At 67.8% G+C, this 12,983-nt stretch carries 15 protein-coding genes; 11 read left to right on the forward strand and 4 right to left on the reverse strand.

Annotated elements, in window-relative coordinates; all coding sequences use genetic code 11:
• Positions 1-173 precede the first annotated feature (173 nt).
• The 6 genes from AC6LKG_RS16045 to AC6LKG_RS16070 all read left to right on the forward strand — a co-directional run bounded on the left by AC6LKG_RS16045 (position 174) and on the right by AC6LKG_RS16070 (position 4,880).
• Positions 174-1,055, forward strand: coding sequence for a phosphoribosylaminoimidazolesuccinocarboxamide synthase (locus tag AC6LKG_RS16045; RefSeq protein ID WP_498165773.1), 882 nt, complete (start codon positions 174-176; stop codon positions 1,053-1,055).
• Between the two features lie 239 nt (positions 1,056-1,294).
• A complete protein-coding gene (locus AC6LKG_RS16050) occupies positions 1,295-1,453 on the forward strand; it encodes a DUF5993 family protein (RefSeq protein ID WP_498165774.1) in 159 nt (52 codons plus the stop codon).
• A gap of 11 nt (positions 1,454-1,464) precedes the next feature.
• Positions 1,465-2,037 (forward strand): disulfide bond formation protein B, encoded by a 573-nt coding sequence (locus tag AC6LKG_RS16055; RefSeq protein WP_498165776.1) that lies wholly within the window; start codon positions 1,465-1,467, stop codon positions 2,035-2,037.
• A gap of 74 nt (positions 2,038-2,111) precedes the next feature.
• Entirely contained in the window at positions 2,112-2,633 is a 522-nt protein-coding gene (gene purE, locus AC6LKG_RS16060; RefSeq protein WP_498165778.1) for a 5-(carboxyamino)imidazole ribonucleotide mutase, read from the forward strand.
• A gap of 5 nt (positions 2,634-2,638) precedes the next feature.
• A complete protein-coding gene (locus AC6LKG_RS16065; RefSeq protein ID WP_498165780.1) occupies positions 2,639-3,829 on the forward strand; it encodes a 5-(carboxyamino)imidazole ribonucleotide synthase in 1,191 nt (396 codons plus the stop codon).
• Positions 3,830-3,833: 4 nt separating this feature from the next.
• Positions 3,834-4,880, forward strand: a complete 1,047-nt coding sequence (locus AC6LKG_RS16070) for an L-threonylcarbamoyladenylate synthase (RefSeq protein ID WP_498165782.1) — start codon at positions 3,834-3,836, stop codon at positions 4,878-4,880.
• A gap of 13 nt (positions 4,881-4,893) precedes the next feature.
• Here the strand turns inward: AC6LKG_RS16070 and AC6LKG_RS16075 are convergent, their stop codons facing one another.
• Genes AC6LKG_RS16075 through AC6LKG_RS16090 form a run of 4 tightly spaced genes read right to left on the reverse strand, consistent with a single transcriptional unit; the run spans position 4,894 to position 8,118 of the window.
• Positions 4,894-5,721, reverse strand: a complete 828-nt coding sequence (locus AC6LKG_RS16075) for an IclR family transcriptional regulator domain-containing protein (RefSeq protein ID WP_006385550.1) — start codon at positions 5,719-5,721, stop codon at positions 4,894-4,896.
• Entirely contained in the window at positions 5,721-6,362 is a 642-nt protein-coding gene (locus tag AC6LKG_RS16080; protein WP_498165784.1) for a 3-oxoacid CoA-transferase subunit B, read from the reverse strand. The genes AC6LKG_RS16075 and AC6LKG_RS16080 overlap by 1 nt, the downstream gene beginning before the upstream one ends.
• 10 nt (positions 6,363-6,372) lie before the next feature.
• Positions 6,373-7,053 carry a 3-oxoacid CoA-transferase subunit A gene (locus AC6LKG_RS16085; protein WP_498165786.1) on the reverse strand — a complete coding sequence of 227 codons (681 nt, stop codon included), beginning with the start codon at positions 7,051-7,053 and terminating at the stop codon, positions 6,373-6,375.
• 48 nt (positions 7,054-7,101) lie between these two features.
• The gene (locus AC6LKG_RS16090) at positions 7,102-8,118 is read right to left on the reverse strand and encodes a Bug family tripartite tricarboxylate transporter substrate binding protein (protein ID WP_498165788.1); all 1,017 of its coding nucleotides are present in this window, start codon (positions 8,116-8,118) and stop codon (positions 7,102-7,104) included.
• 357 nt (positions 8,119-8,475) lie between these two features.
• On the opposite strand from AC6LKG_RS16090, the gene AC6LKG_RS16095 reads away from it, so the two are divergent.
• The 5 genes from AC6LKG_RS16095 to AC6LKG_RS16115 form a co-directional block, all read left to right on the forward strand.
• Positions 8,476-9,498: an amino acid ABC transporter substrate-binding protein gene (locus tag AC6LKG_RS16095; protein WP_498165789.1), complete on the forward strand. Its 1,023-nt coding sequence runs from the start codon at positions 8,476-8,478 to the stop codon at positions 9,496-9,498.
• 152 nt (positions 9,499-9,650) lie between these two features.
• Positions 9,651-10,508: an IclR family transcriptional regulator gene (locus tag AC6LKG_RS16100; protein ID WP_498165791.1), complete on the forward strand. Its 858-nt coding sequence runs from the start codon at positions 9,651-9,653 to the stop codon at positions 10,506-10,508.
• Between the two features lie 286 nt (positions 10,509-10,794).
• Positions 10,795-11,703 carry an arginase family protein gene (locus AC6LKG_RS16105; RefSeq protein ID WP_498165798.1) on the forward strand — a complete coding sequence of 303 codons (909 nt, stop codon included), beginning with the start codon at positions 10,795-10,797 and terminating at the stop codon, positions 11,701-11,703.
• 41 nt (positions 11,704-11,744) lie between these two features.
• A complete protein-coding gene (locus tag AC6LKG_RS16110) occupies positions 11,745-12,536 on the forward strand; it encodes an ABC transporter substrate-binding protein (protein WP_498165792.1) in 792 nt (263 codons plus the stop codon).
• A gap of 31 nt (positions 12,537-12,567) precedes the next feature.
• Positions 12,568-12,983: amino acid ABC transporter permease (locus tag AC6LKG_RS16115; RefSeq protein ID WP_498165794.1), on the forward strand; the 416-nt coding region annotated here is incomplete at its 3' end.

Below are 12,983 nucleotides of genomic sequence, written 5' to 3' on the forward strand. Positions count from 1 at the left end.
ACGACTGTGTCTCCTCCAGGGGTAAGGGGGGCGCCGTGACGCGATGCGCGGCCGGCGCATTTTCTTGGAATCCGGCCAGACTAACCCGGGGCCCGCCGCGCGGCAAGAAGGGGCTATTTGCAGTAACCTATGCGCTTTGCGCGACCCCCATTTTTGCCATAGGCCATTTTTCCGTGACTTCTGCTTTGCATCAATCCAGCATCAAGTCCTTGCCGCTGCTGGGCCGCGGTAAGGTCCGCGACATGTACGCGGTGGGCGACGACAAGTTGCTGATCGTCGCGTCGGACCGCATCTCTGCGTTCGACGTCATCCTCGACGATCCCATCCCCGGCAAGGGGCAGGTGCTGACCGAACTGACCGAGTTCTGGCTGCAGAAGCTGGCCCACATCCTGCCGAACCACTCCACCGGCATCAAGCCCGAAGACGTGGTCGCGCCCGACGAAGTCGACCAGGTGCGCGGCCGCGCCGTGGTGGTCAAGCGCCTCAAGCCGATCCTGGTGGAAGCGGTGGCCCGCGGCTACCTGATCGGTTCCGGCTGGAAGGACTACCAGGCCACCGGCGCCGTCTGCGGCATCAAGCTGCCCGCCGGCCTGCAGCAGGCCAGCCAACTGCCCGAGCCGATCTTCACGCCCGCCGCCAAGGCCGAGTTCGGCATGCACGACGAAAACGTCGACTTCGCCCACGTGGTCAAGGAAGTCGGCCAGGAAATGGCCGAGCGCATCCGCGACGTCACGCTCAAGCTGTACACCGAAGCGGCCAAATTCGCCGCCACCAAGGGCATCATCATCGCCGACACCAAGTTCGAGTTCGGCCTGGACGACGACGGCACGCTGTACCTGATGGACGAAGTGCTGACGCCGGATTCCTCGCGCTTCTGGCCGGCCGACGGCTACCGCGTGGGCATCAGCCCGCCTTCGTTCGACAAGCAGTTCGTGCGCGACTGGCTCGAAACCCAGACCTGGGACAAGACCCCGCCGGCGCCGCGCCTGCCCAAGGACGTGCTGGAAAAGACCGCGGCGAAATACCGCGAAGCGCTCGACCGCCTGGTGGCCTGAGACGCCGCCGTAAGAAGCCGCCCGCTCCGTCGGGCGGTTTTTTTTTACCCGGAGCGCCAGGGCGGTCAGGGTAATCCCTGTTTTTTGGTAAAAATTATTGCGTATTGTTACGCTATACTCGCCGGCACCTGCAACAGGAAGCCGGCGTCCCCGGCGGCTTCCCTTCTGCCAACTTGCCGGACGCGGCCCGCAGCCGCCGCCTGGGCGCATCGCCCACCGGATGTAGAAAGGAGCTGCGCATGATCATGATGTTGCCATTCCTGACCGGACTGGTCGCCGTGTGGTTCGGCATGCTGGGCAAGCGCCGCGCCTGCGTCGCCTTCTGGCTGATCACCCTGCTGGTGTTCGCCGCCTGGTGCCAGTTCCACATGAACAGCCCGCTGGCGCTGTCGCTGTAGGATGCGCCGCGATGATCTTTTCCCGTAATCCGGCGCGCGGCTCGCGCGTGCTCAATGCCCTGGCCCTGCTGGGCGTGACCGCCATCCTGGGCATGGCGTTTGTGTGGCAGTTCGCCTATGACGAATTGCCCTGCCCGTTGTGCCTGCTGCAACGGGTAGCCTTCATGCTGGCGGGCGTGGGCTTGCTGCTGAACCTGCGGCTGGGGCCTTCGCCGATGCACTATGCCATGACCATCGCCGCCTCGCTCGGGGGCATGGTGGCATCGGGCCGCCAGGTACTGCTGCACATCGCTCCGGGCGACCCTGGCTATGGCATGCCGTTCCTGGGGCTGCACTTCTATACCTGGGCCTTCATCGCCTTCTGCGGCCTGATCGCGTTTTGCGTGCTGATGCTGTCGGTGGACCGCAAATGGGGCGACAACATGCTCAAGCGGCCGGTGTCGCTGCTGGGCATAGTGGTCATGGCCCTGTTTTTCATCCTGGTGCTGGCCAATCTGGGCAGCACCACGCTGCAATGCGGCTTCGGGCCTTGCCCGGACAACCCCACCACCTATCTCTGGCTGGATTCGGGCAGCGTGCCGTAGGCCTGCCGCCGACGCCGGGTAAAATAGCGGGTTTCGCGGTACCGCCGCGGCCCTCCAACTACTCGACATCGGTTATGACAGCCAAGACTTCCGCAGCGGCAGAGGCCCCCCCCGTGGTGGGCGTGATCATGGGTTCCTCCAGCGATTGGGAGGTCATGAAGCACGCCGTCACCATGCTCGAAGACTTCGGCGTGCCCTATGAGGCGCGCGTGATTTCCGCGCACCGCATGCCGCAGGACATGGCCGAATATGGCGCCGCGGCCTATCAACGCGGCTTGCGCGGCATCATCGCCGGCGCCGGCGGCGCGGCCCACCTGCCGGGCATGATGGCGGCCCTGACCGAAGTGCCGGTGTTCGGCGTGCCGGTGCCGTCCAAGTACCTGCGCGGCGAGGATTCGCTGCTGTCGATCGTGCAGATGCCCAAGGGCGTGCCGGTGGCCACCTTCGCCATCGGCGAGGCCGGCGCCGCCAACGCCGCGCTGCACCTGATCGCCACGCTGGCGGGCACCGATGCCGGCCTGCACAAGAAGCTGGTGGCATTCCGCGCGCGCCAGACGCAGGCCGCGCGCGACATGAAGGTTCCGCCCGAGGCCTGATCCCCATGACGCAATCGACCGCTTTCACCATTGCCCCCGGCGGCTGGCTCGGCCTGCTGGGCGGCGGCCAACTGGGCCGCATGTTCTGCCACGCGGCGCAAAGCCTGGGCTACAAGGTCGCGGTGCTGGACCCGGCCGCCGAATGCCCCGCCGGCATGGTGGCGGACCTGCACATCCAGGCCGCCTATGACGACGAAGACGGCCTGGCGCGCCTGGCGCAGACCTGTCAGGCCGTCACCACCGAATTCGAGAACGTGCCGGCCGACAGCCTGCGCGCGCTGGCGGCGCGCTGCCGCGTCAGCCCGGCCGCTGACGCGGTCGCCATCGTGCAGGACCGCATCGCCGAGAAGGCCTTCATCGCCAGCCAGGGCATTGCGGTCGCGCCGCACGCCGCCATCCGCGGCGAGGCCGACCTGCGCGCCGCGCCCGACAGCCTGTTCCCCGGCATCCTCAAGGTGGCGCGCCTGGGTTACGACGGCAAGGGCCAGGCCCGCATCGACACGCGCGAAGCCGCGCTGGCCGCGTTCGCGGAGTTCGGCGGCGTGGCCTGCGTGCTGGAAGCGCTGATGCCGCTGGACTACGAAATCTCGGTCGTGATCGCGCGCGGTTTCGACGGCGCCAGCGTGGTGTTCCCGGTGGCGCGCAACGTGCATCGCGACGGCATCCTGGCCGTATCGACGGCGGCGCCGGTCAAGCTCGACGCCGCCCACGCCGAACGCCAGGCGCAGGCCACCGCGGCCGCGCAGGCCATCGCCCAGGGCCTGGGCTACCACGGCGTGTTGTGCGTGGAATTCTTCGTGCTCAAGGATGGCAGCCTGATCGTCAACGAGATCGCGCCGCGGCCGCACAACAGCGGCCACTACACCATGGACGCCTGCGTCACCAGCCAGTTCGAGCAGCAGGCGCGCGTCATGGCCGGCCTGCCGCTGGGCGCTACCGACCTGCTGGCGCCGGCGGTGATGCTGAACATCCTGGGCGACATCTGGTATCCGTCGGCCACCGGCGACGCGCAGCGCGAGCCCGACTGGGCCGCCGCGCTGGCGGTGCCCACGGCCAAGCTGCACCTGTACGGCAAGCGCGAGGCGCGCCGCGGCCGCAAGATGGGCCACGTCACCATTGTCGCGCCGACGCTGCAGCAGGCCCAGGCCGACGCGGCGCGTGTCTCCGCCGCGCTGGGCATGCAGGCGCCCGAGTAACCCCATGTCCGCTTCGCCCGACTCCGCCAGCGCCGCAGACATCGCCGCCGCCGCCCGCCGCCTCTTGGCCGGCGAGCTGGTCGCGTTTCCGACCGAGACCGTCTACGGCCTGGGCGCGGACGCCGAAAACCCGCAGGCCGTGGGCAGGATCTACGCCGCCAAGGGCCGGCCGTCGAACCACCCTGTGATCGTGCACATCGCGCCGCAGGGCGATCTGTCGTACTGGGCGGCCGAGGTGCCGCCCGAGGCGCGCCTGCTGATCGACGCCTTCTGGCCCGGTCCGCTGACGCTGATCCTCAAGCGCGCGCAGCACATCGCCGACACGGTCAGCGGCGGCCAGGACAGCATCGGCATCCGCTGTCCCTCGCATCCGGTGGCGCAGGCGCTGCTGGCGGCGTTCGCGGCAGGCAAGCCGAACGGGCAGGGCGGGGTGGCCGCGCCGTCGGCCAACAAGTTCGGCCAGGTGTCTCCCACCCGCGCCGACCACGTCCGCAGCGAATTTCCCGACGAGGTCGCGGCCGGCATGCCGGTGCTGGAAGGCGGCGCCTCCGAGGTCGGCATCGAATCGACCATCCTGGACCTGTCGCGGCTGGATCGCGGCGCCGGCCCGGTGCTGCTGCGCCCCGGCCACATCAGCGCCGCGCAGATCGAGGCCGTGCTGGGCGTGCAGGTGTTCGCGCCCGACGCCGCCGCGCCGCGCGCCTCGGGCACGCTCAAGGCGCACTATGCGCCGCGCACCGCGCTGGAACTGGCGTCCGATGCCCGTCTGCAGGCCGTGTTGCAAGGCCGCGGCCTGCCGCCGGGCAAGGTCGTGGTGGTGGCGTACACGCCGCCGCCGGCGGCCGTCGATGCGCGCATCCAGTGGCAGCAGGTGCCGGCCGATCCGGCGCGCTACGCCCAGGCGCTGTACGCCTTGCTGCGCGACCTGGATGGCCAGGGCTTCGCGCGCATCATCGTGCAGGCGCCGCCGGCCGATGATGCTTGGCACGCGGTCAACGACCGCATCGGCCGCGCCGCCGCCGCGTTCACGCTCGACACCACCGGCCTGTAGGGGGGGCGGCCGCTCATGCCGCCAGGAATTCCCCGATCCTGGCCACCGCCTGGCGCATCGGCGCCAGGAATTCCCCCGTCAATCGCTCCAGCGGCACCCGCGCCGCCTTGACGCTGACGTTGACGGCGCCGCAGGCCTTGCCGCTGGCCGAGCGCACCGGCACCGAGATGGCGCGCACATTCAATTCCAGTTCCTGGTCGACCACCGCGTAGTCCTGCTCGCGGATGCGCGCCAGCTCGGCCCGCAGCCGCGCCTCGGTGGTGATGGTGAACTCGGTGTAGGGTTGAAGTTCGATGGCGGCAAAGTAGCGTGCAAGCGCCGGCTCGGACAACTGCGCCAGCAGCACGCGGCCGATCGAGGTGCAGTAGGCCGGCAGCCGGCTGCCCAGCCCCATCGAGGTGGCCAGCAGCCGGTTCACTTCCGAGCGCGCCAGGTACAGCATCTCGTGCCCTTCCATGATGGCCAGCGCGCAGGTCTCGTTGACGGTGGCGCTCAGTTCCTCCAGCACCGGCTGCGCCAGCGACACGAACGGCGTGGACGAGAAGTAGGCGTAGCCCAGGCCCAGGATGCGCGGGGTCAGGATGTACTGGCGGCCGTGCTGTTCGGCGATGCCGAGCAGGATCAGCGTGTGCAGGCAGCGCTGCACCACGGCGCGCGGCAGGCCGGCACGGCGCGCCAGCTCGGCCGCCGTCTGCGGATGGCGGCGCGTGCCGAAGGCGCGGATCACGTGCAGGCCGCGCGCCAGCGTCAGCATGTAGTCGGGATCGCCGCGCAATTGGTCGGGATGGTCTTCGGGGGCGAGGGGCGCGGCGTAGCCGGGCGGGGGAAGGTTGGGCAGCATCAGCCTGCGCGCAGCGGGGCGCCGGTGCGCGCCTGCAGCGCTGTCAATGTCATGCCGTCGATCATATCGCGGACCCACAGGCCGTCGGGCGTGACGTCGATCACGGCCAGGTCGGTGTAGATGCGGTCGACCACGCCGGCGCCGGTCAATGGGTAGGTGCAGCGCTCGACGATCTTGGGCGAGCCGTCCTTGCTGTTGTGTTCCATCAGGATGTAGACGCTGCGCGCGCCCACCGCCAGGTCCATGGCGCCGCCCACGGCCGGCGCCTCGCCGGGCTTGTTGAGCGACCAGTTGGCCAGGTCGCCGTTGGCCGCGACCTGCATGCCGCCCATGACGCAGATGTCCAGGTGGCCGCCGCGCATCATGGCGAAGGAATCGGCGTGGTGGAAGTAGGCGCCGCCTTCGAGCAGCGTCACCGGCTGCTTGCCGGCGTTGATCAGGTCCAGGTCGATGTCGTCCTCGGCCGGCGGCGGGCCCATGCCGAGAATACCGTTTTCGCTGTGCAGCACGATCTCGCGGCCGGCGGGCAGGTGCGCGGCCACCAGCACTGGCATGCCGATGCCCAGGTTGACGTAGCTGCCGTCGGGAATGTCTTGCGCCAGGCGCCGCGCCATGGCTTCGCGGTTCAGGGGGGTGGGCATGGAAAATCCTTCAACTGGAGAACGCGGAGTGGGCCACCTGGGTGACGCGCTTGACGAAGATGCCCGGCGTCACCACCGCCTCGGGCGACAGCTCGCCCAGCGCCACCTTGGCGCGCACCTGCACGATGGTGGTTTTCGCGGCCATGCACATGATGGGGCCGAAGTTGCGGGCGCTCTTGCGGTAGGTGAGATTGCCCCAGCGGTCGGCCAGGTCGGCCTTGACCAGCGCGAAGTCGCCGTGCAGCGGCGTCTCGAACACATGGCCGCGGCCGTCGATGATGCGGGTTTCCTTGCCGGCGGCCAGTTCGGTGCCATAGGCCGTGGGGGTGAAGAAGCCGCCCAGGCCGGCGCCGGCGGCGCGCAGCCGTTCGGCGATGGTGCCCTGCGGCACGCATTCGAGTTCGATGCCGCCGCGCCGGTACAGGTCGTCGAAGACCCACGAATGCGAGGCCTTGGGAAACGAGCAGATCACCTTGCGCACGCGGCCGGCCTTGATCAGGGCGGCCAGGCCGGTTTCGTGATTGCCGGCGTTGTTGCTGACCACGGTGAGTTCGCGCGCGCCCTGCTCGATCAGGGCGTGCAGCAGTTCGGTGGGCATGCCGGCGCCGCCGAAGCCGCTGACCAGCACGGTGGCGCCGTCGTGGATGTCGGCCACGGCGGCGGCGGGGGTGTCGAGAAACTTGTCGATCATCGTCCTGGTTTCCAGTGGGGCGCGCGCCGGGCGTGCGCCCCGTGTTGCTCAATTCACCGTGATGCGGGCCTGCTTGATGATCTCGGCGTAGCGCGCCGAATCCTGCTTCATCAGTTCGGCGAATTGCGCCGGGGTGCCGCTGGCCGGCAGGAACCCGGCGTCCAGGAATTTCTGGCGCACGTCCGGTTCCTGCACGATTTCGCTGATCTCTCGCGCCATGCGTTCGATGATCGGCCGGGGCGTATTGGCCGGCGCCATCAGGCCGGCCCACGAGCCGGTGACGAAGCCCGGCATGCCCGCCTCTTCCATGGTGGGAACCGATGGTTCGGTCGGCCAGCGCTGCTTGCCGGTGAAGCCCAGCGCCTTCAGGCGGTTCTGCTTCACGTATTGCATCGGCACCAGGATCGGGTCGAACACCATCGACACCCGGCCGCCCAGCAGGTCGGTGAGGATCGGCGCGCTGCCCTTGTAGGCCACGTGCGTCATGGTGATCTTGTTGCGCAGCGCGAAATCGGCGCCGGTCAGGTGGGCGCTGGAGCCGTTGCCGCTGGAGGCATAGGTGAGCCTGTCGGGATGCTTGCGGGCGTATTCCACCAGTTCGGCCACGCTGTTGACGGGGACGTCCTGGGCCACGAACAGGAACAGGGGCAGGTCCGCCATCTGCGCCACTGGCGTCAGGTCGCCGGGCTTGTAGCCCAGTTTGTAGAGGTGGAAATTGATGATGTAGGCCGGCAGCACGGACAGGAAGGTGTAGCCGTCCGGATCGGCCTTGGCGGCGATCGCCGCGCCGACGCTGCTGTTGGCGCCCGGACGGTTCTCGACGATGATGGTCTGCTTCAGGCGCGGGCCGAGTTTGTCCATCACGATGCGGGTGACGGTGTCGGTGGATCCGCCCGGCGTGTATGGCACGATGACCTTGATCGGCTTGCTGGGCCAGTCGTCGGCGTGGGCCGGTGCGGCAGCCAGGCCGCAGGCGGCCAGGGCGGTGCACAACAGGGTCTTGAGGGCGTGGCGGCGAGGGTTTGCCGCGGGGCTGCGGCGCTGCGGTTTTCTTGCAAGTGCCATGGACTTGTCTCCTCCATGAGTCGGCCGTTGGCCGGCGCGCGTCCCCGGGGGTTGTTGTTGTGGCGCGGCCAGCTTTTCTGTGGATTGTTGATCGCGCCGTCCAGCGGAACGGACGCAAAAAAAGTATGGCACGCGGGTCGCGCCCGGCCGTGGCGCAAGCCCGTCAATAAAGTTCGGTCACCGGACTTCAGGTGGCGTGACGCGGCCAATTTCTACTCGGGTTTCCACTAGGGCCCCGCGCGTTGTTCACGCCGTGGACATCGCGTAATCTGGCGGCCGGCCCGTAACGCATGGGCCGGGTTTCAGCCGCCGCGGGCCTACAGGCCGGCGCGGGCATTCAATTCAGGAGAAGCAACAATGAAGCGGTTGATTTCGTTTGCGGCCGGCGCGCTTGCCCTGGCGTGCGCATCCCAGGCGGCGGTGGCCGGTCCCACGCTGGACGCGGTCAAGAAGAAGGGCTTCGTGCAGTGCGGCCTGAGCGACGGCGTTTCGGGCTTCTCTGCCACCAACAGCAAGGGCGAATGGGAAGGCATGGACGTGGACATCTGCCGCGCCGTTGCCGCCGCGGTGTTCGGCGATGCGACCAAGTTCAAGGGCACCGCCCTGTCCACCCAGCAACGCTTCACCGCGCTGCAATCGGGCGAGGTCGACGTGCTGCTGCGCACCGTCACCCTGACCCAGACGCGCGATACTTCGCTCGGCCTGTCGGCCGTGGCCGCCAGCTTCTATGACGGCCAGGGCATCCTGGTGAACAAGAAGCTGGGCGTGAAAAGCGCCAAGGAACTGAACGGCGCCACCATCTGCGTGCAGCCGGGAACCACCACCGAACTGAACCTGGCCGACTGGTTCCGCGCCAACAACATCGAATTCAAGCCGGTCGTGATCGACAAGGTCACCGAAGTCGTGCGCGCCTTCGAATCGGGCCGTTGCGATGCCTTTACCGACGATGCCTCGCAACTGGCCGCCGTGCGCGCCACCCAGGTCGCCAAGCCGGACGACTATGAGATCCTGCCGGAACGCTTTTCCAAGGAGCCGCTCGGCCCCATGGTGCGCCAGGGCGACGAGAACTGGCTGGGCATCGTGCGCTGGACGCTGTTCGCGCTGCTGGAAGCCGAGGAATACGGCATCACGCAGAAGAACGTCGACGAGATGCTCAAGAGCAACAACCCCAACGTCCTGCGCATCCTGGGCGTGACGCCGGGCGCCGGCAAGAACATGGGCCTGGACGAGAAGTGGGCCTACAACGCCATCAAGGCCGTGGGCAACTATGGCGAAGTGTTCGAGCGCAATGTCGGCAAGGACAGCAAGCTCGGTCTGCAACGCGGCACCAACGCGCTGTGGAGCAAGGGCGGCGCGATGTATCCGTGGCCGATCCGCTGAGGGTGCCGGCCTGAGCACGACCGACGGCCCGCGGCGCGCGGGCCGTTTTTGTTTTCCGGCCCGTGCGGCGGACGATAGTGGGATCATCATGCGATATGGTTGAACCGTAATGCGGTACGCTATGCGCTTTTCCACCGGACGCAGTGCGCGCCATGACGCAGACCCGACCCGAGGACTCCCCCTTGTTCATCGCCGCCCTGGCTCGCGGCGTTTCCGTGTTGCGGGCCTTCAGCGAGGGCCGCCCGGCCATGACGCTGCCGGAATTGGCCGAAGCCACCGGGCTGAGCAAGAGTTCGGTGCAGCGTTTCACCCATACGCTGTGGACGCTGGGTTACCTGCGCAAGGACCCCGCCAGCAAGAAGTTCTCGCTGGGGCCGTGGTCGCTGGAACTGGGCATGAAGTATGTGCAGACCAGTCCGCTGGTGTTGGGGGGCAATCCGTTCCTGCACACGCTCAACCGCAATTGCCAGGAAACCTGCAGCCTGGCCGAGCCCGATGGGCTGGACATGGTGTACGTGGCGCGCTTCGCGACCCACAAGGAAATGTTCGTCAACATGCCGGTCGGCATGCGCTTGCCGCTGTATTGCACGGCGGCCGGCCGCGCCGTGCTGGCGCGTCTCGATCCGGACGTGGCACGCGGTCTGCTGACGCGATGCGAACGCAAGGCCTATACCGCCGCCACCATCACCGGGCTGGACGCGCTGCTGGCCGAGGTGGAGTTCGCGCGCCGCCATGGCTATGCGCGTTCGAATGGCGAGTTCTACCCGGGCGACATCACCGTCAGCGCGGCCGTGCTGGATGCCGGCGGCACGCCGCTGGGGGCGGTCAACGTCTCGGTGCCGTCGAGCCGCTGGTCGTTCGAGCAGGCGCAAGCCGTGTTCGGGCCGCAGGTGGTGGAAACCGCGCACGCCATCAGTGCTTCGCGCACCCTGGGGCGCTCGCACCCCTTCTATGAACTGGAACCGCCCGGCGGCGCCCTGCGCGCCACACCGCTCGCCGACGACGCCTGAGCGCGATCGCGTGGCCCGGCAGGCGCCGGCGGGGCGGCGATGCACCGACAAGGTGCCGTAAGCGTTTATTTCCTACTTTCACTGTCGGATATTCCATTGCCAATTCAGGGGAACACCCTAATTGGCGGCGCCTCTATGTGCGCGGTAATCTAGTTTTGACACGATCGTATCGCATAGCGATTTGATTGAATCTAAACTGATGGCCGCCGTTGGCGGCGGGCCGTTGCCAAGGAGCCGCGCAGTGCCGTCGTCCGCCGAAGTCCGTTTTCATCCCGTGCCGGGATTCATGGGCCTGCCAGCGGCCCGCGCCGCCGCAACCGGCGCGGCGCGCGCCTGCGTGGTGGGTATCCCGTTCGATTGCGGCACGCACCCTTTCCGGGTCGGTTCGCGCCAGGGGCCGGACGCCATCCGCGAGCAGTCGCGGCTGTTGCGGCCGGTGGACATCTTCCGCCGCCATGGCATCGACAATCCGCCGGAATTCCTGCGCGCGATCGATGTCGGCAATGTGGCCTGCCATCCGGGGGATCCGGACGCTTCCTATCCCCTGATCGAGGCCGGCATCGGCGCCATTCTCGATACCGGCGCGATCCCGATTTCGATGGGCGGCGATGGCGCCGTGACCCTGCCGCAACTGCGCGCCGTGGCGCAACGCCATCCGGATTTCGTGGTGCTGCATTTCGATTCGCACACCGACACCTATCCGATTCCCGGCTACAACACCGCCACCACGTTCACGCGCGCCGCCGAGGAAGGGTTGCTGGACGTGCGGCGCAGCTTCCACGTTGGCACGCGGGGCAGCTCGTTCATGCCGGGCGTGCTGGAATTCGGCCGCGAGGTCGGCTACACCATCGTGCCATTCGATGAGTTCGACGCGGACCAGCGCGGCGCGCTCGACGCCATCAAGCAGCGCATCGGCCAGCGGCCGGTGTACCTGTGCTTTGACATGGACATCTTCGATCCTTCCTGCGCGCCGGGCGTCTGCACGCCGGAGTGGGGCGGCCTGTCGCCCAAGGAAGGGCTGGGCCTGCTGCGCCAGTTGGCGGGCCTGAACTTCGTGGCGTTCGATGTGAACACCGTCTCGCCGCCACAGGACGTCCAGGGCGCGACGGCGTTCCTGGCAGCCACCGTCATGCAGGAATTCTGCGCACTGGCGGCGGTGGCGGTACGGCAGTACCCGCAAGGACGTCCGGACTGAACCGGCGCATTGCGGCATCCATTTCATACAAGGGGAATTGCATGAAACTCAAATCCATCCTGCTCGGCCTGGCATCGGCCGCGTTGCTGGCCCATGCCGGCGCCGGTGTGGCGCGTACGCTCGACGAGGTACGCGCCGACAAGACCCTGAACGTGGTGACCACTGCGTCAGCGCCGCCGCACGGTTTCAAGAACCCGCAATCGAACCGGCTCGAAGGCATCATGGTGGACGTGGCCGCCGCGGTCGCCAAGCATTTGGGCGTGACCGACAAGCTGGCGGACGTGCCATTCTCCGGCCTGATCCCGACACTGACTTCGGGCCGCGCCGACCTGATGTCGGCGCCGTTGTTCATCACCGAGGAACGTGCCCGCGCCATCGATTTCTCGGCGCCGGTCTACGAATGGGGCGAAGGCATCGTGGTCAGCGACAAGGCCAAGCGCCGCTATGGCAAGTTCGAGGACATGCAGGGCCAGAAGGTCGGTGTGCTGGTGGACTCGGTGCAATTCAACATGATCAAGGACATGCCGGGCACCAAAGTGTCGACGTACCAGGACTACTCGACGCTGCTGGCCGACGTGCGCGCCGGCCGCATCGACCTGGGCATCGTCGACCCGCCCAGCATCATCTACCAGATCAAGACCAAGAACATCCCCGGCGTGAAACTCGACACCAGCTACCAGCCGCAGCGCAAGTGGCAGGTGGGCATGGCGGTGCAGAAGGGCAACGCGACCCTTCTGGCCGCCGTCAACGACGCGCTAGCCGAGATGAAGCGTAACGGCGAGCTCGCCGCAATCGGGCAGAAATGGGGCGTCTCCGACCTGCTGAGCAAATAAGGCGCGTTGCGCCACCGAAAAGGAGTCCGAATTGGATCTCGCTACGTTGCGCATGTACCTGACTCCGCTGGCCGAGGGCACGGTCTGGACCCTTGCGCTGTTCTTCTGTTCGGCCTTCCTGGCGGTGGCGCTGGGCCTGGTCGTGTGCCTGTGCCGCCTGTCGCGGCGGCCGGCGCTGAGCCGTGCCGCGCGCGTCTACATCGACATCATCCGCGGCACGCCGCTGCTGCTGCAATTGTTCTACATCTACTATGGCCTGCCGGAGCTGGGGGTGGTGATAAACGGCTTCGTGGCCGGTGTATTGGGGCTGACGCTGAATTTCGGCGCCTATCTGGCCGAGCTGTTCCGCAGCGGCATCCAGTCGGTCGACGCGGGCCAGTATGAAGCGGCGCGCGCGCTCGGCCTGCGGCGCGCGCAGCGCCTGCGGCGCATCGTGCTGCCGCAGGC

The organism is Achromobacter sp. 46006 (assembly GCF_059761975.1).